Annotated in this window: 20 protein-coding genes; 6 read left to right on the forward strand and 14 right to left on the reverse strand. The window is 42.4% G+C overall.

Annotated elements, in window-relative coordinates; translation table 11 throughout:
- Positions 1–7 precede the first annotated feature (7 nt).
- Positions 8–3,409 carry a transcription-repair coupling factor gene (gene mfd / locus METVE_RS0111670; RefSeq protein ID WP_020168669.1) on the reverse strand — a complete coding sequence of 1,134 codons (3,402 nt, stop codon included), beginning with the start codon at positions 3,407–3,409 and terminating at the stop codon, positions 8–10.
- Between the two features lie 171 nt (positions 3,410–3,580).
- On the opposite strand from mfd, the gene rpiA reads away from it, so the two are divergent.
- Both rpiA and mltF read left to right on the forward strand, forming a co-directional pair.
- Entirely contained in the window at positions 3,581–4,303 is a 723-nt protein-coding gene (gene rpiA / locus METVE_RS0111675; protein ID WP_020168670.1) for a ribose-5-phosphate isomerase RpiA, read from the forward strand.
- Positions 4,304–4,360: 57 nt separating this feature from the next.
- The gene (gene mltF / locus METVE_RS0111680; protein ID WP_020168671.1) at positions 4,361–5,788 is read left to right on the forward strand and encodes a membrane-bound lytic murein transglycosylase MltF; all 1,428 of its coding nucleotides are present in this window, start codon (positions 4,361–4,363) and stop codon (positions 5,786–5,788) included.
- 112 nt (positions 5,789–5,900) lie between these two features.
- On the opposite strand, the gene serS is transcribed toward mltF, so the two are convergent.
- From serS to METVE_RS0111700, 4 genes are all read right to left on the reverse strand, one after another.
- Positions 5,901–7,178 (reverse strand): serine--tRNA ligase, encoded by a 1,278-nt coding sequence (gene serS, locus METVE_RS0111685; protein WP_020168672.1) that lies wholly within the window; start codon positions 7,176–7,178, stop codon positions 5,901–5,903.
- Between the two features lie 2 nt (positions 7,179–7,180).
- Positions 7,181–8,551, reverse strand: a complete 1,371-nt coding sequence (locus METVE_RS0111690; protein WP_020168673.1) for a replication-associated recombination protein A — start codon at positions 8,549–8,551, stop codon at positions 7,181–7,183.
- A gap of 131 nt (positions 8,552–8,682) precedes the next feature.
- A complete protein-coding gene (gene lolA, locus METVE_RS0111695) occupies positions 8,683–9,303 on the reverse strand; it encodes an outer membrane lipoprotein chaperone LolA (protein ID WP_020168674.1) in 621 nt (206 codons plus the stop codon).
- Entirely contained in the window at positions 9,287–11,599 is a 2,313-nt protein-coding gene (locus tag METVE_RS0111700; RefSeq protein ID WP_020168675.1) for a DNA translocase FtsK, read from the reverse strand. The genes lolA and METVE_RS0111700 overlap by 17 nt, the downstream gene beginning before the upstream one ends.
- A gap of 201 nt (positions 11,600–11,800) precedes the next feature.
- Between METVE_RS0111700 and METVE_RS0111705 the strand changes: the two genes are divergently transcribed.
- From METVE_RS0111705 to METVE_RS0111720, 4 genes are all read left to right on the forward strand, one after another.
- Positions 11,801–12,265, forward strand: coding sequence for a Dps family protein (locus tag METVE_RS0111705; RefSeq protein WP_020168676.1), 465 nt, complete (start codon positions 11,801–11,803; stop codon positions 12,263–12,265).
- A 304-nt stretch (positions 12,266–12,569) separates the two neighbouring features.
- The gene (gene trxB, locus METVE_RS0111710) at positions 12,570–13,520 is read left to right on the forward strand and encodes a thioredoxin-disulfide reductase (protein ID WP_020168677.1); all 951 of its coding nucleotides are present in this window, start codon (positions 12,570–12,572) and stop codon (positions 13,518–13,520) included.
- A gap of 258 nt (positions 13,521–13,778) precedes the next feature.
- Entirely contained in the window at positions 13,779–14,309 is a 531-nt protein-coding gene (locus tag METVE_RS0111715; protein WP_026362122.1) for a Smr/MutS family protein, read from the forward strand.
- A gap of 105 nt (positions 14,310–14,414) precedes the next feature.
- Entirely contained in the window at positions 14,415–15,830 is a 1,416-nt protein-coding gene (locus METVE_RS0111720) for an SPFH domain-containing protein (RefSeq protein WP_020168679.1), read from the forward strand.
- A gap of 49 nt (positions 15,831–15,879) precedes the next feature.
- Here the strand turns inward: METVE_RS0111720 and METVE_RS0111725 are convergent, their stop codons facing one another.
- The 9 genes from METVE_RS0111725 to METVE_RS0111770 form a co-directional block, all read right to left on the reverse strand.
- Positions 15,880–16,359 (reverse strand): nuclear transport factor 2 family protein, encoded by a 480-nt coding sequence (locus tag METVE_RS0111725; RefSeq protein WP_020168680.1) that lies wholly within the window; start codon positions 16,357–16,359, stop codon positions 15,880–15,882.
- A 130-nt stretch (positions 16,360–16,489) separates the two neighbouring features.
- On the reverse strand, positions 16,490–18,334 hold the full coding sequence (locus tag METVE_RS0111730; protein WP_020168681.1) for an ABC transporter ATP-binding protein: 1,845 nt from the start codon (positions 18,332–18,334) through the stop codon (positions 16,490–16,492).
- Positions 18,335–18,557: 223 nt separating this feature from the next.
- Positions 18,558–19,049, reverse strand: coding sequence for a 2-C-methyl-D-erythritol 2,4-cyclodiphosphate synthase (gene ispF / locus METVE_RS0111740; protein WP_020168682.1), 492 nt, complete (start codon positions 19,047–19,049; stop codon positions 18,558–18,560).
- On the reverse strand, positions 19,046–19,735 hold the full coding sequence (gene ispD, locus METVE_RS0111745) for a 2-C-methyl-D-erythritol 4-phosphate cytidylyltransferase (protein ID WP_020168683.1): 690 nt from the start codon (positions 19,733–19,735) through the stop codon (positions 19,046–19,048). The genes ispF and ispD overlap by 4 nt, the downstream gene beginning before the upstream one ends.
- Before the next feature lie 360 nt (positions 19,736–20,095).
- Positions 20,096–20,488: a YybH family protein gene (locus METVE_RS0111750; RefSeq protein ID WP_020168684.1), complete on the reverse strand. Its 393-nt coding sequence runs from the start codon at positions 20,486–20,488 to the stop codon at positions 20,096–20,098.
- A 76-nt stretch (positions 20,489–20,564) separates the two neighbouring features.
- On the reverse strand, positions 20,565–21,014 hold the full coding sequence (locus tag METVE_RS0111755; protein WP_232415332.1) for a hypothetical protein: 450 nt from the start codon (positions 21,012–21,014) through the stop codon (positions 20,565–20,567).
- A 75-nt stretch (positions 21,015–21,089) separates the two neighbouring features.
- Complete coding sequence (locus METVE_RS0111760) at positions 21,090–21,653, reverse strand: hypothetical protein (RefSeq protein WP_232415333.1); 564 nt, start codon at positions 21,651–21,653, stop codon at positions 21,090–21,092.
- A gap of 99 nt (positions 21,654–21,752) precedes the next feature.
- Positions 21,753–21,989, reverse strand: coding sequence for a hypothetical protein (locus METVE_RS0111765; protein WP_020168687.1), 237 nt, complete (start codon positions 21,987–21,989; stop codon positions 21,753–21,755).
- 182 nt (positions 21,990–22,171) lie between these two features.
- The gene (locus METVE_RS0111770; protein ID WP_020168688.1) at positions 22,172–22,471 is read right to left on the reverse strand and encodes a hypothetical protein; all 300 of its coding nucleotides are present in this window, start codon (positions 22,469–22,471) and stop codon (positions 22,172–22,174) included.
- Between the last annotated feature and the right edge of the window lie 178 nt (positions 22,472–22,649).

Consider the following 22,649-nt stretch of genomic DNA (forward strand, 5'->3'; position numbering starts at 1 on the left):
TTTCTGTTTAAACAAACTCTTTTAACAAGGTTTTAACAAATTCAGCACGATGCGCCACATTGCCCAATTGTACAGTCACACGCAATTTATCTGGGCCATTCATGCGGCAACGGCGGTCGCGTTGCAATAAATCAATCAGTTTTAATGGATCGACTTCAGTGGTTTGCGCAAAATGTAATTGAATGGCGCTATCACTTGCATCAATTTTATTAATGCCTAATGGTTTTGCCGCGATGCGTAACCGATGGCACGCCATTAACGCCTCACCTTGTTCTGGCAACAAGCCAAAGCGGTCAATAAGCTCTTCTTGCAGATTATCTAACTCATCATCGTTATTAGCATTCGCTAGGCGTTTATAAACCACCAAACGTTCGTGTACATCTGGGCAATATGCATTAGTTAACAGGGCTGGCACATGCAAATTAATTTCTGTCGTCACACCCAATGGTGCGTTTAAATCGGGCTCCTTGCCTGCTTTAAGTTGCTTAACTGCATGATTGAGCATATCGGAATACAAACTAAAACCAATTTCCTGCATCTCGCCGCTTTGACTATCCCCCAGCAACTCACCTGCACCACGAATCTCTAAATCGTGCATCGCCAGATGAAAACCTGCGCCTAAATCTTCTAATAACTGAATCGCATCTAAGCGCTTTTGCGCTTGTGGTGTGATTTTTCGATGTTCATCCGTAAGCAAATACGCATAAGCCTGATGATGGCTGCGCCCTACCCGGCCGCGCAACTGATGCAATTGCGCCAAGCCGAACATATCCGCGCGATTCATGATAATTGTGTTGGCAGTAGGTACGTCAATCCCAGTTTCAATAATAGTAGTACACAGTAAAATATTGCTGCGCTGCTGGTAAAAATCACGCATCACATGTTCCAACTCGCGCTCACGCAATTGGCCGTGCGCAATCGCAATGCGCGCTTCTGGAATGATTTTTTCCAGCTTTTCTTTTTGCACAAAGATGGTGTCTACTTCGTTATGCAAAAAGTACACTTGGCCGCCGCGTTTAAATTCGCGCATTACCGCTTCGCGAATAATGCCGTCTGAATAATAAGTGTGGAAGGTTTTGATGCTCAAGCGTTTTTGTGGTGGTGTGGCGATCACGCTGAATTCGCGCAAACCTTCCATCGCCATGCTGAGCGTGCGTGGAATCGGCGTTGCGGTTAGCGTTAGGATATCCACTTCTGCGCGCAACGCTTTTAACTGCTCTTTTTGGCGCACACCAAAACGGTGTTCTTCATCCAGAATCGCCAAGCCTAAGTTTTTAAAGACCACATCTTTTTGAATCAAGCGATGCGTGCCGATAATAATATCTACCTTGCCTTCAGCTAAATCAGCCAAAGCTTGTTTTTGTTCTTTGGCAGTTCTAAAGCGGGAAATTTCGGCAATCTTAATCGGCCACTCTGCAAATCTGTCACAGAAGTTTTGATAATGCTGCTCTGCTAACAATGTCGTCGGTACCAGCACGGCCACTTGTCTACCGCCCATCACCGCCACAAAAGCGGCGCGTAATGCAACCTCTGTCTTGCCAAAGCCCACATCTCCACACACCAGCCTATCCATTGGTCGGCCTGACTGCATGTCTTTAATAACGTTTTCAATGGCTTCTAATTGGTCTGGCGTTTCTTCAAACGGAAAGCCTTCACAAAACGCTTCATAATCTTTTAGGCTTAAAGTAAAGGCATGTCCACGTCGTGCCGCGCGTTGTGCATACAAGTTAAGCAATTCTGCCGCCGTATCGCGGATTTGTTTCAGCGCTTTTTTCTTGGCTTTTTCCCACTGGCCAGAGCCTAATCGGTGCAAAGGCGCACTTTCTGGCGGTCCGCCAGAATAGCGAGAGATTAAGAATAATTGCGATACAGGTACATATAATTTATCGTCACCAAAATATTCCAGCAGCAAAAATTCGGTTTCGCCTTCGCCAAAGTCCAAATTCATCAAACCTTTGTAACGCCCTACGCCGTGCTGCTCGTGTACCACCGGGTCGTCCATACGCAGCTCAGATAAATCTTTGAGCATGCCTTCTGTATTGCGCGCTTTTTCTTTTTCGCGGCGGCGTTGCTGACGCACTGTGCCTGAATACAATTCAGATTCGGTGATGACAATCGCATCGTCATAAAAACCGTGATGCAAAGGTGAAACACCCAGCATGATAGGCGCATCACTGGTTTGAAAATCTGCCCAAGTTTCACCAGTCGGCATTTGAATACCATGTTCGGCAAACAATTGCAGCATGGTTTCGCGGCGACCTAAACTTTCTGCAGTGATTAAAATGCGCTTCTTTTTGACTTTGATAAACGCCTGCAATTTATGCAAAGGCTGTTCGGCACGGCGCTCAATATCTAAAGCTGGCAGTGGATTTTTCGCTTCATGGGTTAACGTTAAAACGGGATAGTTTTGCGTCTGCGCAAAAAAATCATCGGTTTTAATCAGTAACACTTCTGGTTTTAAAATCGGTCGTTCAGCATCATAAGCCAGTAATCGGTAACGCGAATTGGCTTCTGTCCAAAATTGCTGCGCGGCTTTATCGCAATTGCCGTGTAAACAGAGCGTGGTATTTTCTGGTAAGTAATCCAGCAGATTAGAAGTCTCATCAAAAAACAGTGGCAAATACCATTCGATGCCGCCACTGGCGATACCTTTACTCACATTTTTATAAATGGTCGCGCGCTGCGGATCGCCTTCAAACTGCTCTCTAAAGTTGCTTCTGAAAGTCGCAATGCCTTTGTCATCCAGCGGAAATTCGCGCGCTGGCAATAACTTAATTTCTGGCACAGGATACAAACTGCGCTGAGTATCCACATCAAACGTGCGGATGGTTTCAATTTCATCATCGAATAAATCAATGCGATACGGCAACACGCTGCCCATGGGAAACAGATCGACTAACCCGCCACGCACGCTAAATTCACCGGGCGAAATCACTTGGCTAACATGATGATAACCCGCCTGCGCACATTGATGGCGCAGCGCTTCTAAATTGAGTTTTTGGCCCTTTTTGAGCATAAAACTATGCCCGGCCAAATACGCCACCGCAGGCAAACGGATTAAGGCCGTCGCAATCGGGACTAATATGACATCACATTGATTTTGACTAATTTGGTACAAAGTCGCCAAGCGTTCTGATATCAAATCAGGATGCGGCGAAAATACGTCGTAAGGTAGCGTTTCCCAGTCTGGCAGCAAGTTAACACTTAATTCTGGCGCAAAATAAGGAATCTCTTCTAACAGTCGTTGCGCATCAAACGCATTTGACGTAATCACCACTAATGGTGATTTTTTTGCAGAAAGTGTTGTTTTTAAGCGACATGCAAGTGATGCTAGAGATAAGCTATCTAAGCCATTGGCAGCATAAGAAAAACGACTTTTTTGACCTACTTTGGGGGGAGTTAACTGCATAAATGAGCTTGAAAATGACTTGGATAATGGTGACTTATTACCTATTATAACCCTAAGCTTGGTGTTGAATAAGACACGTTATAATAATTAAGCATAACAATTAAGCACGCTGTATTGATTAATACACAGCAGTTAAGTGCCAATAAAATAGTCTTGAGGAGCTTCACTCACATGAACGATAAGCCTGTTAACGATAAACAAGCGGTCGCGATTCATGCAGCCAATTTCGTCAAAAATGGCATGCTAGTCGGTTTAGGCACAGGATCAACTGCCAATTATTTTATCGAAGAATTGGCGCGTCGCCAGCTTGAAGAAAATCTAAAAATCACCACCATTGCCAGCTCGATTGTCAGCATGAATAAAGCACAAAGCTTGGGTTTGAATGTTATTGCATTGAATCAAATTGCCGAGATTGATTTATATGTCGATGGCGCAGATGAAATCACGCCAGATATGACTTTGCTAAAAGGCCGTGGCTACGATTTAGTGCTGGAAAAGTTGTTAGCAAAAGCCGCTAAACAGTTTTTAGTAGTGGCTGATAAAAGTAAATTAGTGGACCGCATTGGCACTAATTTTGCCATTCCTATCGAAGTAATGCCGATGGCTTGGAAAGCCGTTAAACGCAGCTTAGAAGCCGCTGGTGGCGTGGGTGATTTGCGCCAGAACGTGGCCAAAGATGGCTTAACGGTTACATCGTATGGCAGCTTGGTATTGGATATGACTTTTGACAAATCTATGACTGAGAATGCATTAAATCAACTGATTAACAATACGCCTGGCGTGGTAGAACACGGCATTTTTTATGGATTGACTAGCAGCGTACTCATTGCAGATAACGGCAATGTGACTGATCTGAATTCTACTGAATTTAATTCTAAAGATAAGCGGAAATAACTTTTGCTAACGCGTCAGGCTGCATTAATGCGATATCCTCGCCCTATTCTCAGCGCAATGCCATTAGCATTTTTACTATCCATTCTATTATTAATTCCCGCCTGTAATAAAACAGAAGATGATACTAAGACCATTATTGAGCCGACCGCCAATGCAAAAAAAGGCAAAATAGTCACTTTTGTCACGCTAAACAGCCTGAACACTTATTATGTAGATGGCAACAAAGAATTTGCAGGACTTGAGTACGATTTAGCCAAATTATTTGTGAAAGAGCTGGGTAATGACACACAATTGAAATTGATTGTTGCCACCAATATTAATCAGGTTATTTCCACCATATTAAAGCACAAAGCCGATATTGCTGCGGCCGATGTCACCATTACAAACGCGCGCAAACAGATGATTGATTTTTCGGTCGATTATCAAGGTGTGCAGCAACTAGTGGTCTATAACATTGAAAAAAATAAAGAAGAGCAGAAAAAACCGCCAAAACAATTAAAAGATTTAGTTGGTTTACACATTTCATTACCCGCAAACTCCAGCTTTGTAGAACGCCTAACCAAACTAAAAGCCACCGAGCCGGGCTTAATGTGGGAAGAACGCCCGCATGCTGACTCAGAGAAACTATTACAAGAACTTGAGCGCGGTGAGATCGATTACACCATTGCTGATAGTCATTTGGTTTCTATCATGCAAAATTATTACCCGCATTTAGGCGTAGCGTTTGCGATTGGTGAGCCCGAAAAAATTGCTTGGGCGATGCCTAAAAATAGAAACCCCGAACTGCAACAGAAAGTAAATGCGTTTTTTGCCCGCATTAAAAAAGATGGTACTTTGCGTAATTTAATCGATCGCTATCACGGCAATGTAAAACGCTTAAAACCGGTGGATATTAAAACTTTTTTAATTCGTAGCCGTACACTGTTGCCCAAGTACAAACGGCTTTTCCAGCAAGCGCAAGAAGTGACCGATTTAGATTGGCGCTTAATCGCCGCGCTTAGTTATCAGGAATCGCATTGGGATACATTTAACACCTCGCCCACTAATGTGCGCGGCTTGATGATGCTAACCGAAAGTACCGCCGATTTGATGAATGTGACCGATAGATTAGACCCCAAGCAGAGCATTACTGCGGGTGCAAAATATATCAACATGCTAAAAGAAACGATTCCTGAACGTGTACCAGAACCTGATCGTACCTATATGGCATTAGCCTCATATAACATTGGCTATGCGCATGTAGAAGACGCGCGTGTGTTGGCGCAACGTCTGAAATTAGACCCAAATCGCTGGGCGGATGTGAAAAAAACCTTGGGCTTATTAAACGACCCAACTTATTATACCAATGCAAAATATGGCTATTGCGGCTGTGGCCAGCCAGTGATTTTTGTGGAATCGATTCGCAGTTATTACAATATTTTGGAACGCTTTGAACCGAGTTACAACTCAATTGAAAATAGCTTTAAAATTGCCAGTGCAAACTAACAGTAATTAATATATGGATACAAAAAATGCCTAAATATTAGGCATTTTTTGTATGATTTTGAGTGTTAAATTTTAAACACTACAAGTAAATTAAGCGTTGATTTACTTGCCATTAAGCAGGTTTAATTACCGTTAAATTGTTCATATAAGGCTGCAACACTTTAGGAATCGTCACGCTGCCATCCGCATTTTGATAGTTTTCCAATACCGCTACCAAAGTACGCCCTACCGCTAAACCAGAACCATTCAGCGTATGCACAAATTCCGTTTTGCCCTGCTCATTTCTAAATCGCGCTTGTAAACGGCGCGCTTGAAACGCCTCACAATTAGAAACAGAAGAGATTTCACGATAGGTATTTTGCGCAGGTAACCACACTTCTAAATCATACGTTTTAGCCGCGCCAAAACCCATGTCGCCAGTACATAATGAAACTACGCGATACGGTAAATCAAGCGCTTTCAAGATATTTTCGGCGTGCCCCACCATTTCTTCTAAAGCTTCATAGCTTTTACTTGGATGGACGATTTGCACCATTTCCACTTTATCGAATTGATGCTGGCGAATCATACCTTTGGTATCGCGCCCGTAAGAACCGGCTTCTGAACGGAAACATGGCGTATGCGCAGTCAACTTAATCGGTAAAGATTCTAAAGGCACGATTTCATCGCGGACTGAATTGGTCAGTGTGACTTCTGAAGTCGGGATTAAATAAAGTTTACTATCGTTATGATTTAAGCTGAATAAATCTTCTTCAAACTTAGGCAACTGCCCTGTGCCTGTTAATGTATCTGCGTTCACTAAATACGGCGTATAACATTCTTCATAACCATGCTGCTCCGTCTGCGTATCCAACATAAATTGCGCCAAAGCGCGATGTAATTTAGCAATACCGCCACGCATAAACGTAAATCGTGTGCCTGAAAGCTTGATACCTGTATCAAAATCCAAACCTAGTGGCGTACCAACATCGGTATGATCTTTGATTTCAAAATCAAAACTAGCGGGCGTACCGATTTTGCGTACTTCAACGTTATCTGCTTCTGATTTTCCTTGCGGCACACTTTCATGCGGCAAATTTGGCACGTTCAATAAAACGTTTTGCAGCTGTGTTTGTAAGTCTTCTAGTAACGTTTCGTCTGCTTTTAGTGCTTCACCCAATCCAGCAACCTCTGCCAATATTGCGCTGACATCTTCACCTTTTGATTTAGAAATACCAATTTGCTTAGAAGTATTATTGCGCTTGGCTTGTAGCTCTTGCGTGCGTGTTTGCACTGCTTTGCGTTCTTGCTCTAACGCAGAAAATGCGGCTGAATCAAATGAAAAACCACGCTTATTCAACTGGTTAACCACGCCGTCTAAATCATTTCTTAGTGCTTGAATATCTAACATAATTATTTCTTTGCTTTGCTATTTAAGTTTTGTTTGTCGAGTTCTTTTAAATCTAATTCTTTAAGGTGCTTCAATTTTTCGCCAATTTTACCTTCTAAGCCGCGCGGTGTGGGATTATAAAATCGTGGCGGGCCATTTTTATCTTGTTCCCCGTTCTTATCTAAATATAAGTCGTCAGGAAAATACTGCTCGCCTGCGGCATAAGCTTCTGGCTCATTGTGCGCATAGCGATATTCTTTGCCGTAATCCAGCGCTTTCATTAATTTGGTCGGCGCGTTTCTTAAATGTAATGGCACAGGGCGAGATTTATCTTGTGCCACAAACGCTTTTGCCTGATTGTAGGCGTTATACGCAGCGTTGCTTTTTGGCGCAACAGCTAAGTAAATCACCATGTTGGAAAGCGCTAATTCCCCTTCGGGCGAACCTAACCGCTCATAAATCTGCCACGCTTCCAGCGCCATAGTTTGCGCGCGCGGGTCAGCCAAACCTATGTCCTCAATCGCCATGCGGATAATGCGGCGACCTAAATAAAGCGGATCTGCGCCGCCATCTATCATGCGCAAAAACCAATATAAAGCCGCATCTGGATTGCTGCCACGTACCGATTTATGCAAAGCGGAAATCTGGTCGTAGAATGCTTCGCCGCCTTTATCAAAACGGCGGAGTTTGCTTGCCATCGTTGTTTGCAGAAAGGCTTCGTCAATGTCGGTAACGTTAGCGCCTTCAGCGGCGTTAAATAAGCCTTCTACAAAATTGAGTAATCGCCTTGCATCGCCGTCGGCGTAAGTTAGTATTTGTTCTTTAACCGCATCGGAAAACTGAACATTTGGCGCAACTAATTGCTGCGCGCGAGTTAACAATAAATCTAGCTCAATTTCTGATAATGCATTTAATACAAACACTTGTGCACGACTTAACAATGCACTATTCACTTCAAATGAAGGATTTTCAGTGGTCGCGCCAATAAACGTAATCAAACCACTTTCCACAAATGGCAGAAAAGCATCTTGCTGGCCTTTGTTGAACCGATGTACTTCATCAACAAATAAAATGGTCTTACGACCATGTTGCTGCAACGTTAATTCCGCGCGTTCAACTGCTTCGCGAATATTCTTAATGCCAGATAACACGGCAGAAATGGGCACAAAATCCGCATCCGCGGTGTTGGCAATCAAACGCGCTAATGTGGTTTTGCCCACACCAGGCGGGCCCCACAGAATCATCGAAGGCAATTTGCCCGATTGAAACGCTAATCTTAACGGCTTACTTTCACCCAATAAATGCGACTGCCCAACCACTTCATCTAAAGTTTTAGGACGTAATCGTTCGGCTAATGGCGCAGTTGGGCTGACAGTTTGAAATAAGTCGTTCACTTATTTTCTCTTTGATTTGAGTTTGAAGTTTACAATTTTATTGTACGGTTTAAATGATTTTTTGGTGCAATTAAATTGTGAATTTGCACAAGATTGCTAGGCCGATGAATGTAATAAATAAACGCTTGAATTTACTCACTCACCACATCTACGCCTTTTGGCGGCGTAAATAAAAATGTTGAGTTTTGTAACGTAGGATTACGCTCAACCGCATCAAACGTGATGAGTGTAATGTGATTAAAGCTGTCATACAGCTCCATTTTTCGCAGTTTACCGTCGCTAAAACCCAATAAAACGCGCTCAAATCCACTTTCTTTCTCTTTCGGCAGTGCCAAAACCCAAGTTAAGCCATCTTTTCTAGTCGCATTTTTAATGGTAAAACTTTTTTCTACTGCATCGCCACCTGCCAACAAAGCTGCGGGGCTAGAGCCTAATGTTTTACTTAGTTCGCGAATCGTCACTTGTTGCAAATCAGTATCGTACAAAAATACTTGTTTGCCATCACTGATAATTTGTTGTTCATACGGTTTTGAATAATCCCAACGAAATTTATTGGGGCGTTGCAGTTGCATAGAACCTTGCACTTCTTGAATTTTTCGGCCTTGTGTATCAGTCACCACTTGGCTAAAGTTCGCGCGCATCGCATTGGTGTTATTGAAAAAATCACTCAGACTAGCTACACCATCCGCAAAAGCTGTTTGTGAAGCAATGAATAAACTGCTCACTAATATTTTTTTAATCAATTGATGCATTACCTTTTGCCAACACCTCTCTATTGCCGTTGCTTTGCATGGCGGAAACCAAACCTGCGCGTTCCATATCTTCTATCAACCTTGCCGCACGGTTATAACCAATTCTTAGTTGGCGCTGAACAGATGAAATACTCGCGCGACGACTGGTTAACACGATATTTACCGCTTCATCGTACAGCGGATCTTTTTCTGCGCCACTGTCGCTACTGAACTCACCCGCTTCGCCACCGCCTTCCGTTTCGTTAGTCAAAATGCCTTCTATATAGTTCGGCTCGCCCATGGCTTTGAGATGATTCACCACTTGATGCACTTCATGGTCGGACACGAACGCACCATGAATACGCATCGGATAACCTGTGCCTGGCGGCATATACAGCATATCGCCTTGGCCTAGCAATGCTTCCGCACCCATTTGGTCAAGAATCGTGCGTGAGTCAATTTTGCTAGACACTTGAAAAGCTACACGTGTCGGAATATTCGCTTTGATTAAACCGGTAATCACATCCACAGAAGGACGTTGCGTTGCCAATACCAAATGAATGCCTGAAGCGCGTGCTTTTTGCGCCAAGCGAGCGATTAACTCTTCCACTTTCTTACCCACTACCATCATCAAATCGGCCAACTCATCAATCATCACCACAATCATCGGCATTTCTTCCAATGGTTCCGGTTCGTCTGGCGTTAAGCTAAATGGATGAGGGATTTTCTCGCCCGCTTTTTCAGCTTCTTTAATCTTTTGGTTATAACCCGCCAAATTACGCACGCCTAACATCGACATTAATTTATAGCGACGTTCCATCTCAGCCACGCACCAGTTCAGCGCATTGGCAGCTTGGCGCATATCGGTCACTACTGGCGCCAATAGATGCGGAATACCTTCGTACACAGAAAGCTCCAGCATTTTTGGGTCAATCAAAATCATGCGTACTTTGCTTGGCTCAGACTTATACAACAAGCTTAATATCAAGGCATTAATCGCTACCGATTTACCTGAACCCGTCGTACCCGCGACCAACACATGGGGCATTTTCGCCAAATCGGCTACTACTGGTTTGCCTGCAATATCTTTACCCATGGCAATTGCCAGCGGTGAATGCATTTCCGCATACACTTGGCTGCCCATAATTTCGGATAAAAACACGATTTGGCGTTTTGGATTCGGAATTTCTAAACCCATACAGCTTTTGCCCGGAATCGTTTCTACTACGCGAATACTCACCACAGAAAGCGCGCGCGCTAAATCACGTGCAAGATTCGTGATTTGGCTACCTTTTACACCAGCCGCAGGCTCTAACTCAAAACGTGTAATCACTGGGCCAGGTTGCGCAGAAAGCACTTTTACCTCAATGCCAAAATCGATTAATTTGCGTTCAATTAGTCTAGAAGTAAAGTCCAGCGTTTCTGCAGAAGGTAAATCCACTGTGTTGTTGGCAACATCCAACAGATGCAATGGCGGCAAACTAGAATCTAGATCTGTAGCAAATAACGCGGTTTGTTTTTCTTTTTGCACGCGTTCGCTTTGCGCAATCTCAACGATTGGCGCTCTGATTTCAACTGGTGCGCGGTCTTCAGTACGTTTACGCTCTGCTTCTACAAATACTTCGCGTTTTTGCACCACCACTTTGCCAGCTTTTCTATCTTGCCAATCGTTGTATTTATTCACTGACCATTCGTAAGCAGTAATCAAACGTGCGCCTAATTTTTCGGTGATCATAATCCACGACCAACCGGTGAATAAGCTGAACCCAACCGCAAATAATGACAATAACAACATGCTAGAACCAGCAAAACCAAACATGCTACGCAATGCGCCATCAACTGCATTGCCCAACATGCCACCGCCAGTTAAAGGCAAAGTGGCTGGTAAAGTGACTAAATGCCCTGCTTCTAACGCGCAAGACGAAATCAGCAATAAAGCAAAGCCAACTAGATTGAAGAGTAAAAATGGACGTTCTGAGATGGTTAACTCTAAGCGCAAATACACCAGCCACATGCTATAAAACGCTAAAACCACCCACCACCAAGCTGAAAAACCGAATAGATACAACATCATATCGGCGATCCAAGCACCAACTGCGCCACCTGCATTTTGCACGACTGCGTTATCAGAAGCCATATGCGACCACGATGGATCTTGGCTGTTGTAACTAATCAAAATGACGGCAAGATATAAGCCGACTAAGACTAAACCTAGCCACCAAGCCTCACGTACTAGGCTGGCACCATGTTGTTGCGATGGGCTGGGCGGCGCTTGCAAGCGACCATTCACTGCTGGAGATTTTTTATTAAAAAACAAACCGTTACAAACCTCGTTATTAATCTGTGGCGATGGAGAAAAATTATTTATTTATTATAACAAAATCAAATTGCACAAAGCATGTCTGAACAATTAATATTAAGGTAATTCATATTTAATACAATCCAAACTGAACAATTAATATCACCATTATTGATTGATAAGTTTTATTCTGCATTTAAATGATTAAAGGAGTATCACATGGACACTGGCATTAAAGAAAAAGATAGAAAAGCGATTGCAGAAGGTTTATCACACCTGTTGGCAGATACTTACAGTTTGTACTTAAAGACACATTATTTTCATTGGAACGTCACTGGCCCAATGTTTAACACATTGCATCTAATGTTCGAAACGCAATATAACGAACTATGGCTGGCGACAGATTTGATTGCTGAACGCATTCGCTCTTTAGATGTATTTGCGCCCGGTACTTATAGCCAATTTGCTAAATTATCGACCATTAAAGAATCTAATGGCGTACCAAAAGCTAACGATATGATTGCTGAATTAGTCGCTGGACATGAAGCAGTCTGTCGCACTGCTCGCAGCGTATTTCCTGCCGCTGAAAAAGCTTCTGATGAGGCAACGGCTGATTTGTTAACACAACGTTTGCAAGTGCATGAAAAGACAGCCTGGATGCTAAGGAGCTTATTAGAGAAATAAATACGTAGGGGGTCTTTCGGTGTAGGCTAACCTTTAGGTTAAGAGAGTGCAACGAACGGCCGAAGCCAAAAGGCTGCCTGGATGTTACGTAGTCTTTTAGAAAAGTAATATTTAGCAAAATAGTTTTAAAATTAAAACGTCTACTATTCCGCATAAGCGCAATCTATTTTTCCCTTATGCGGAAATGACGATATAAAAGTTAAGTAGTTTTATAGGTTAACTTTTATATTAATTAACCTTGAAAAAATCCCTATACAACCGCATATCATTCTATACAAAACGTCAATTTAGAAAGCAATACATCATGGCAACACGTCACATTCATCTTCTTATTTTAGGCTCTGGCCCAGCAGGCTATTCAGCAGCGGTTTATGCTGCGCGCGCTAATTTAAACCCTGTATTAATCACTGGTATCGCGCAAGGCGGCCAGTTGATGACCACCACAGAAGTAGACAATTGGCCAGCGGATAACGAAGGCGTGCAAGGCCCAGAGTTGATGGAACGCTTTCAAAAACATGCAGAGCGTTTCAATACCGAAATGATTTTTGACCATATTCATACCACGCATTTAACTGAAAAACCAATTCGTTTAGTGGGCGATAGTGGCGAATACACGTGTGACGCCTTGATTATCGCAACAGGCGCATCCGCTAAGTATTTAGGCATTCCAAGCGAAGAAACATTCAACGGAAAAGGCGTTTCTGCTTGTGCCACTTGTGATGGATTTTTCTATCGAAATCAAGAAGTTGCGGTAATTGGCGGCGGCAATACCGCAGTTGAAGAAGCACTTTATTTAGCCAATATCGCCAGCAAAGTGACTTTGGTACACAGACGCGATAAATTCAAAGCCGAAGCGATTTTGGTGGATAAATTGAACGCGCGCGTGGCCGAAGGAAAAATCGTATTAGAGACTTTCAATACTTTAGATGAAGTGTTGGGCGACAATATGGGAGTGACTGGCATGCGCATTAAAAATGTGACAGATAACACCACCAAAGATATTGATTTAAAAGGCGTATTTATCGCGATTGGCCATAAACCAAATACCGATATTTTTGAAGGCCAACTAGAAATGGAAGGCGGTTATATCGTGACGCAAGCTGGTCGCAAAGGTAACGCCACTGCCACTAGCATCCCTGGTATTTTTGCGGCGGGCGATGTGCAAGATCATATCTATCGCCAAGCAGTAACCAGTGCTGGTACAGGTTGTATGGCTGCGCTAGATGCTGAGCGCTATTTGGATAATTTGAAATAACTATAACTGGTTAACTTAACCTAATAATTAGGGCAACTTTTAATTGATGATGACAATATGGCAAAACCGAATCCATCATCGATTAAAAGTCAGTCGCTAACTCCAAAATCGTTAGCGCCAAAATCACTGGCGAAAAATAAAGTCACGCTAAACGCAATACCGCTCACAAAAACTGAAGTAATAGCCATCAAAAATGAGCTGGCGCAACTCAATATAGCTAAACAAGAGGCATTAAAAAACCAGCAGAAAACTGCTGAGATTCCCGCCGCAGAACAAGATAAGCACTTATTTTTGGAAGCCGTTAAAAACGCGCGCCCTTTAAATACAGAACCGCAACATTCCGAAAAAACCTTCCCCAAACCTATCGCCAAGCAATTTATACGGGATGAAAAACAGGCGCTTAGAGATAGTTTAAGCGACGACTTTTACCCTGCGCATGAATTAGAAAGCGGAGAAGAACTGCTTTACCTGCGCACAGGCCAATCGCCTAACGTTTTAAGCAAATTACGTCGCGGCTTTTGGGTGATTCAAGCGCAAATCGATTTACATGGATTAATCAGTGATGAAGCACGGGAATATGTAGCGGAATTTTTAAGCAGCTGCAAAAAACGCAATATCCGCTGTGTGCGTATTGTGCACGGTAAAGGTCTAGGCTCACGCAATCGAGAACCTGTTTTAAAACATAAGCTACGCAACTGGTTAATGCAAAAAGATGAAGTGATTGCCTACGCGCAAGCTAAGCCTGAGGATGGTGGAAGTGGCGCGGTTATTGTGTTGTTAAAAGCTTAACTTTTGATAAGAGCCTTTCGGCTATAATCCGCGATAAGACTGAATCTTTAAGTCTTAAAACCAACCATTTTTAAACTTAAGCAACAAAAATAATAGGGAATTAAAATGATTTTTTCAAACGTTTTCATCATTAGCGCTATTGCAAGTGCTTTTATTTTTATCATACTGATTATTGCGCTTTTACTCAGAAGAGTCGTACCTACCAACGAGGTGCACATTATCCAGTCTGGTAAATCAACGGTTTCATACGGCAAAGACAATGCTGCTGGCAATACTTATTATGAATGGCCTTCATGGATTCCAAAAATCGGTATTGTAAAGTTTGTATTGCCAGTTTCGGTATTTGATGAAGACTTGGAATCATATGAGGCTTACGATAAAGGTAGACTACCCTTTGTTGTGGATGTTAAAGCTTTTTTTAGAATCACAGATTCAAATGTGGCTGCGCAACGCGTTAGCTCGTTTGATGAACTTCGCGGCCAATTAAAAGCTATTTTACAAGGTGCGGTAAGAACGATACTTGCTTCTGCAGATATAGAAGAGATCATGCAAGGTCGTAGCCAATTCGGCGAATCATTTACACGTGAAGTTGAAGCTCAACTTAAAAACTGGGGTGTTTCAACTGTTAAAAATATCGAGCTTATGGATATTAGGGACGCTAATGAATCATTTGTGATTAAAAATATCATGGAAAAGAAAAAATCGCTGATTGAAATGCAAAGCCGCATTGAAGTAGCTGAAAATTTAAAGAAAGCGAATATTGCCGAAATTGAAGCAAAGCGTGAAACAGATGTGCAAGCACAAGATGCACTACAAAAAGTGGGCTCTAGGACTGCTGAAAAAGAGCAGGCCGTGGGTATCGCCAACGAACTCTCTCAGCAATCTATCAAAGAACAGGCAAAAATTACCAAGCAAAAAGAGCTCGAAATTATCAAAGTTTCTGAAGTAATGCAAGCGAACATCAATAAAGACGTTCAAATCGTTAAAGCTAATCAGGACAAAGAAACTGCTGCGATTAATAAAGAAATGGCGATTATTAAAGCTGCTCAGGAAAAAGAAACCACTATTTTGGTAGCTGAAGGTACGAAATCAACCACCATTCTAGTGGCCGAAGGTAACTTAGAAAGTAAAAAACGCGAGTCAGAAGGTATTGCAGTAGAAGGTACAGCGCGTGCTGAGGCAGAAAAAGCAATGCAACTTGCGCCAGTACAAGCGCAGATTGTACTGGCCAAAGAAATTGGTGAAAATGCTGGTTATCAACAATATTTAGTCACTATTGAACAAGTAAGAGCTACTCAAGCTGTTGGTATTGAACAAGCGAAAGCGCTTTCTCAAGCAGATTTAAAAGTTATCGCTAATGCTGGTAATGTCGAAAATGGCATGAAAAATATTATGGATATTTTCTCTTCAACTGGTGGCACTAACATAGGTGCAATGCTTGAAGGGTTTGCCCAGACAGAACAAGGGCAGGCGTTGCTTGAAAAAGCTGGTGTTAAAAAGTCCAAAGGTAGTGAAGTTTAATACCTATTTATCCCTGTATAGCGCAGGTGACGTACCTGCGCTACGTTAACTACAACCCCAACTCACTCAAACCCACATGTTCATCTGGCCTGCGCCCTAATGGCCAAAAGAATTTACGGTCCGTTTCTTTTATCGGCAAATCGTTAATACTAGCGTAGCGTAATTCCATTAAGCCGTTTGCATCAAACTGCCAATTTTCGTTTCCATATGAGCGAAACCAGTTGCCAGCATCGTCATGCCATTCATAGGCAAAGCGCACGGCGATACGGTTGTGATCAAATGCCCAGAGCTCTTTAATTAGTCGATATTCCAGTTCTTTCGCCCATTTTCGGGTTAAGAATTCGACGATTTGTGCGCGACCTTTAGGAAATTCTGCGCGATTGCGCCATTGCGAATCTTGCGTATACACCATAGAAACGCGTTGAGGATCGCGGCTATTCCAACCATCTTCTGCCATGCGCACTTTTTGCAATGCAGTTTCACGCGTAAATGGCGGCACAGGTGGTTTGATTTCAATATTTTCTGACATTTCAATCTCCTTTTAAATTAATTTTATGGGATACAGTGCAAGGCGCACGGAGCACAGAAACCGGAATGTACACAAAGTACATGAGGATTTCGAGCACCGCGTAACGCAGCAATGTGCCCATAAAATTGATTTACTGCTCACCCAAAAAACCGCCGCTTTGATGCGTCCACAGGCTGGCATACAAACCACCCAATTTCAGCAATTCGGCATGACTGCCCTCTTCAATAATATTGCCCTTATCCAGCACAATCAGTCTATCCATTGCGGCGATGGTTGAAAGCCTGTGCGCGATGGCGACTACGGTTTTGCCTTGCATCAGATTATAAAGGCTGGCTTGAATCACAATTTCGACTTCGCTATCCAATGCGCTGGTCGCTTCATCTAACAGCAAAATCGGTGCATCTTTTAACATTACGCGCGCGATGGCGATGCGTTGGCGTTGGCCGCCAGATAGTTTTACGCCGCGTTCGCCCACATGCGCATCGTAACCTGTGCGACCTTTAACATCACTTAAATTAAGTATGAATTCATGCGCTTCGGCACGTTTTGCAGCGGCAATCATTTCTTCTTCTGTCGCATCTGGACGACCATACAAAATATTATCGCGCACGCTTCTGTGCAAAAGCGAGGTATCTTGCGTAACCATGCCGATTTTTTCACGCAGGCTGTTTTGGGTAACCAGATTAACGTTTTGACCATCGATCAACACGCTGCCCGCCTCTACTTCATAAAAGCGCAATAGCAAGTTGACAATGGTGGACTTTCCCGCGCCTGAACGACCGACTAAACCGACTTTTTCGCCTGGTTTAATGGTTAAGTTAAGCGCTTCTAATACGGTTTTTTTATTAGCAGTTTGCTTTTCGCTGTTATAACCAAAATCTACTGCATCAAATTTCACCTCGCCATTTTGCACAACCAATGGTTTTGCGTTTGGCGCATCGATGATTTTATTGTGCGATGTCAATGTGTTAATACCGTCTTGCACCGTGCCAACTTGTTCGTAAAGCGAGGTCATTTCCCACATCACCCAATGCGAAACGCCGTTTAAGCGCAGCGCCATCGCGGTTGCAGCTGCCAAGCCGCCAACGGTCACTTCGCCCTTACTCCACAACCACAACGCCATCAAACTAGTGGCGATAATCAGCAACATATTCAGTACGTGATTCACAATTTCCACTTGGCTCACATAGCGCATTTGCCCGTGCACTGTACCTAAAAATTCGTGCATGGCCGAACGGGCATATCCCGCCTCGCGCCCCGCGTGTGAGAATAATTTAACCGTGCTGATATTAGTGTAAGCATCGGTGATGCGACCGGTCATTAAACTGCGCGCATCTGCCTGATTTTGCGACACTTTGCTTAAACGCGGCACAAAATAGCTGAGTGACAGAATATAAGCGGCCAGCCATACCAAAAATGGCAACATAATCAACGGGTTAAAAAATCCAACGATGGCGACCATACTGCCAAAATACACCACAACATACACCATGATATCTGCCACAATAAACCATACATCGCGCACAGCCAGCGCGGTTTGCATGACTTTTGCCGCCACACGGCCGGCAAACTCATCTTGGTAAAAACTCATACTTTGGTTCAACATCAGCCGATGGAAATCCCAACGCATGCGCATGGGGAAATTGCCCGCCAACGTTTGATGCTTGAATAAAGTTTGCAGCGCAATAAATACCACGCTAAAAATCAGTAGTACAGATAACCAAATGAGATGTTCGCCTTCACGCGCCCACAGTTCAGATGGCGGAATATTGCTTAACCAATCGACCAGCTTGCCCATGATGGCAAAAAGCAAGGCTTCAAACGCGGCAATCAAGCCAGTAAATAATGTCATACCCGCTAAAAACGGACGAAAACCTTTTGTACAGCCCCATGCAAACTGCCAAAAATTCTTGGGTGGAATGGTGATGATGCGTTCAGAAAAAGGTGGGCTTAGTTGTTCAAACCATTTAAACATGCATTTTTACTTTTTTTGAGGTGATTGAGGTGGACATTTTTTGATCATTTTTGAGTGTTAAATATTGCAGCATGTCGATTAAACGGAACGATTAAGCATGACGTTTAAACTGCATGACTATAAAATCATTCAATTAGGATGATTAAATCAGGTTTTGGTTGCAAGTGATTGCAGATACTTAACACTCAAAAATGATCAAAAAATGCGCTGTGATATATTCGTTTTAGGTGCCAATTAACGTACAAACCGCTTCGGCTGCGATGCCTTCACCGCGGCCAGTAAAGCCCAACTTTTCTGTTGTCGTGGCTTTTACATTCACTTGGCTGATTTCAATTTGGCAATCTGCCGCGATATTGCTACACATTTGCGCGGTATATGCTGATAATTTTGGCGCTTCGCAAATCACGGTAGTGTCTATATTATTAACCGCGAAATTTTTAGTTTGCAATAACGCCACCACATGGCGCAATAGTTGTCGCGAATCGATACCTTTATACTGATTATCACTCGGCGGAAAATGTTTGCCAATATCGCCCAGCGCCGCTGCGCCTAATAAGGCATCACAAATCGCGTGTAGTAAGACGTCTGCATCTGAATGACCGTCTAAACCTTTATCATGCGGAATATCTACGCCGCCGATGATGCATTTTCGCCCAACTACCAACGCATGCACATCCAAGCCGTGGCCGATGCGAATCACTAAATTGTTAGTCATAGATTTTCTTTGCTAAAAAGCGCTTCCAATAAGGTCAAATCTTGCGGATAAGTCACTTTCAAATTACGTAGCTCGCCTTGCACTAACTTCGGGCTTAGGCCTAACGCTTCAATCGCTTCGGCTTCATCGGTCACGCTATCTTTAAATTGACTTAAAGCATTTTTCAATGTGCCGTAGCGAAACATTTGCGGCGTTTGCGCTTGCCATAGATTAGCGCGCGCAATCGTTTGTTTAACTTGATTATCAGCTGCAGATTGCTTCAAAGTATCTGCCACTGGCAACGCCAGCAATCCACCAACCGCATCATTTTCTAAGTGATTGATCAATTGGTCTAACAGCGCATGCGTCAAGCCAGGCCTAGCGGCATCATGCACCAACACCCAATCGTCATCGTTCAATTTTGGCGCGATGGCATGTAAAGTATTGAGTACAGTTTCGGCTCTGGTTTTGCCACCAGTGTAATGCAAATGCAAACGACTTTCTGGCTGTAAAGTTAAGCTACGCCAAAAATCATCTTCAGGATTTAGTGCCACGTGAATCGCCGCAATACGAGGATGATTGAAAAAAACTTGAATGCTGTGCGAAATCATCGGCTTGCCGCCAAGTGCAATATATTGCTTGGGCAGCACATTAGCCATACGGTTACCAATGCCAGCCGCTGGAATAATTACATGAAAAAACGCCATGCTTTATTTTAGCATGGCGTTTATTTTGTCAGAATAATTAACTAATCACTTTGCTGAATAAAGCATTAGCAGTGATCGTAAATAATAAAGACTGTCGAAATAGAGAAAGATAAAATATATCTTGGCAGATTTGCTAGAACAATGTGATTTAAATTCGCCCTCTGATGCAAGCCCATTTTAAAAGATTGGGAAACTTAGTGCTAGTGGGAAGGGAAACTATTGAATAACTGTTTTAAACCAAGAGTTATTATGAGGGTTACAACCATCAATTGTTGGGGCATTAGTAATAAACGGCCCAAAGCAGACAGTCAACGTGTGACATAAGGGGCGCAGTTTAGGCGTCCCGCTTGATGGATGCGGTTAGGCATTTTCGGGCAATAGCAATTCATGCCCATAAGAGTTATCAATTTGGCATAGCCAAACGCCGCTGGTGCTTTTCTTGAAAACATAGGTAGCGCTTCTTTCGGTTGCAGGCATATTGGATGCAGAAACTACAGTTTTAGCTATGACCAAGGCGGTATCACCAGCTTCCAAAATTTTCATTCCAGCTTGCACGACATGCAAAGTGTGATTGAAGTGTGCCGCGATTGCCTCAAATGCTTTTCTAATCTGAACCTTTCCTGTGGCATTCATGCCGGGCTTTACCACCAGAACTGCATCATCAGAGTAAATGTCAATTAAAGTGTCAAAATCTTCCTGGACGATTGCAGTGTCAGCTTTTTCGATAGCCAGCTCAATTGGATGTTTTGTCATTTTGCGATAAAACCCTTTTAACGCCTAACGTTTGAATTAAGGGGCTGGCTTTAGCCAGTCCCGCTTGAATGATGGGTTAGGCATTGGTATTTTTTACATGAACAGCTAACCGCCAAAAGAAGATTACCTGTATGAAAATAACGGAAATAGAAGTAAGCCACTCTGTTTGAAATTTACTAAATCCTAGAGCTTTTAATATTTCTAACAAAATGCCCAGAGCTATACCAGAAACAAACACTTTAATAAAAAGTGGGAAAGAAATAGAAACTATTTTCTCTAGAAAACCAATACCACTAGAGCCGCCATTGGCCTTAAAAACTGCATTTAGTCCAAAGACTGTGATAGTTAATATTCCTATAGCTTCAATGGCTAAAGCTGCTGAATTTGTAGGTGGTACTAGCAACGCAAGATAGTAGCAAACTGAATAAAGTAAAGAGCTAGCCAAGTAATAGTTTTTAAGAACGTTTGGTTCTATCGAACCCTGCTTCAGGCTATCCACTAATAAATGAGTTTTCCAAAAATACAATTAAATCCCCTCAAAAAACCTAACGTTTGAATTAAGGGGCGCCGTTTGACGTCCCGCTTGAATGGTTGGTTAGCATTACAAATTTGTTATTTTTAAAGCTACATCTGCAACTGTTTTTCGTACAGCACTTTTAAAACTTTCATCATTAAATATATTGGTTGAATAATTTGACGCTTTGTAAGGGTGGGCAGCTTGTAAATTGACTGACCGTCCGTTTACTGTACCTGCAAATTGAAACACAACAAAATCACTGTTTGTAATGTTAAATTGAGTATAAACAAAACCCACAACTTCAAAATCTTCCTTAATCGGTTCATCAAAACCTCTCCTTACCCTAAACTGATCTATCACTCTCAATCTTTCAATTGAGATCTGATATTTTTTTCCACTCGAAGCACTTTCTTTTTCAAGTGTAGAACTGAATAAGTTAACGATACTGGGGTCAAAATTATTGTCACCCAATATTTGTACCACACCAAGCATGCTTGGCCTTAGATATTCCTTTTCTTTAATTGGCCGGTTATCAATGATACTAACATTTTGAGTTGTAACCTCGGGTAAGGGGCCAAATTGAGACTTCATTGTTGCGCCGCAGCTACTAAGAAAGAATGCAATTAAAATCAATGCTATTTTGTACAATTTCTATACCTCATATTTATTGCTTAATGTTTGTTGCTAACGTTTGAATTAAGGGGCTGGCTTTAGCCAGTCCCGCTTGAATAATGGGTTAGGCAATATTTACTTTTCATCATCTGTGAATGGAGTGAAGTTAATGCCATAACCATAAGGTTTTTCACCTGGAGGATCTTCAGGTTCTGTTTCCCAAACTTGAGTATTACCAGTAACAGTAAAACCAATACGGCCGCCAATTACTCTGAGCATATCAATTGATTGGTCGGATGATAAAGCCCAAGTTTTCATGCCCATAAAAGCAGGCCCTTGTGGGCAAGAAAACTCAGGTGCAAGAACACCCACTATGCCTTCACCAATTTAAAGTGTAGTGTTGGAATGGCGTAGTGAGCTTTCCATAACGGAGTTTGAGTTTCCAATCTTTTTCATTTTCTGTTTCCGACATTTTGGTTGCCTAACGTTTGAAGTAAGGGGCGCGTTTTAGCGCGTCCCGCTTGAATGATGGGTTAGAATGAATACAACTTAAATTAACCATTCGAAACAACGCCTTCTTCACATGGTTCACGGGATGATGTTAATTTCCAGCTAAGAATCAAGTTTGATTTTTTATCAACATTCACTGACCAAGTACAACCATTTCCTAAATCAGTTTCATATTCTTTGTATAGCTCTGTTTCATAAATGAGTTTATGAATTTTCATTTGATTAAATTGTTTACCAACTTGCTTATTCATGCCCTGTTCAATTTTTTTCAAATCTATAATGTGTGAATTGCAAGAACAAAGCATTATAAATAATATTGTGCCAATAGTTTTTTGGGTAAACATAAAATTCTAACAGTTAATATAGAGACCCATGGGTCCGTATATTAATAATTGAATTTTCGTGACACATAGCTGAAATCCCTTGCCTTTTCTTGGTTTTATTGTTTCTTGGTCTCTATATTGAAATATTAATATAGAGACGCAGCTTGACTGAAATAATTGTAATTGAATTTTTACAGAG

It is taken from the genome of Methylotenera versatilis 79 (assembly GCF_000384375.1).
GTDB classification, from domain to species: domain Bacteria; phylum Pseudomonadota; class Gammaproteobacteria; order Burkholderiales; family Methylophilaceae; genus Methylotenera_A; species Methylotenera_A versatilis_B.

Excerpts from the sequence above, each read along its gene's own strand:
- mfd (WP_020168669.1), bottom strand. The coding sequence starts at position 3,409 with ATGCAGTTAACTCCCCCCAAAGTAGGTCAAAAAAGTCGTTTTTCTTAT.
- rpiA (WP_020168670.1), top strand. The coding sequence starts at position 3,581 with ATGAACGATAAGCCTGTTAACGATAAACAAGCGGTCGCGATTCATGCA.
- mltF (WP_020168671.1), top strand. The coding sequence starts at position 4,361 with ATGCCATTAGCATTTTTACTATCCATTCTATTATTAATTCCCGCCTGT.
- serS (WP_020168672.1), bottom strand. The coding sequence starts at position 7,178 with ATGTTAGATATTCAAGCACTAAGAAATGATTTAGACGGCGTGGTTAAC.
- lolA (WP_020168674.1), bottom strand. The coding sequence starts at position 9,303 with ATGCATCAATTGATTAAAAAAATATTAGTGAGCAGTTTATTCATTGCT.
- METVE_RS0111705 (WP_020168676.1), top strand. The coding sequence starts at position 11,801 with ATGGACACTGGCATTAAAGAAAAAGATAGAAAAGCGATTGCAGAAGGT.
- trxB (WP_020168677.1), top strand. The coding sequence starts at position 12,570 with ATGGCAACACGTCACATTCATCTTCTTATTTTAGGCTCTGGCCCAGCA.
- METVE_RS0111720 (WP_020168679.1), top strand. The coding sequence starts at position 14,415 with ATGATTTTTTCAAACGTTTTCATCATTAGCGCTATTGCAAGTGCTTTT.
- METVE_RS0111725 (WP_020168680.1), bottom strand. The coding sequence starts at position 16,359 with ATGTCAGAAAATATTGAAATCAAACCACCTGTGCCGCCATTTACGCGT.
- METVE_RS0111730 (WP_020168681.1), bottom strand. The coding sequence starts at position 18,334 with ATGTTTAAATGGTTTGAACAACTAAGCCCACCTTTTTCTGAACGCATC.
- ispF (WP_020168682.1), bottom strand. The coding sequence starts at position 19,049 with ATGACTAACAATTTAGTGATTCGCATCGGCCACGGCTTGGATGTGCAT.
- ispD (WP_020168683.1), bottom strand. The coding sequence starts at position 19,735 with ATGGCGTTTTTTCATGTAATTATTCCAGCGGCTGGCATTGGTAACCGT.
- METVE_RS0111750 (WP_020168684.1), bottom strand. The coding sequence starts at position 20,488 with ATGACAAAACATCCAATTGAGCTGGCTATCGAAAAAGCTGACACTGCA.
- METVE_RS0111770 (WP_020168688.1), bottom strand. The coding sequence starts at position 22,471 with ATGTTTACCCAAAAAACTATTGGCACAATATTATTTATAATGCTTTGT.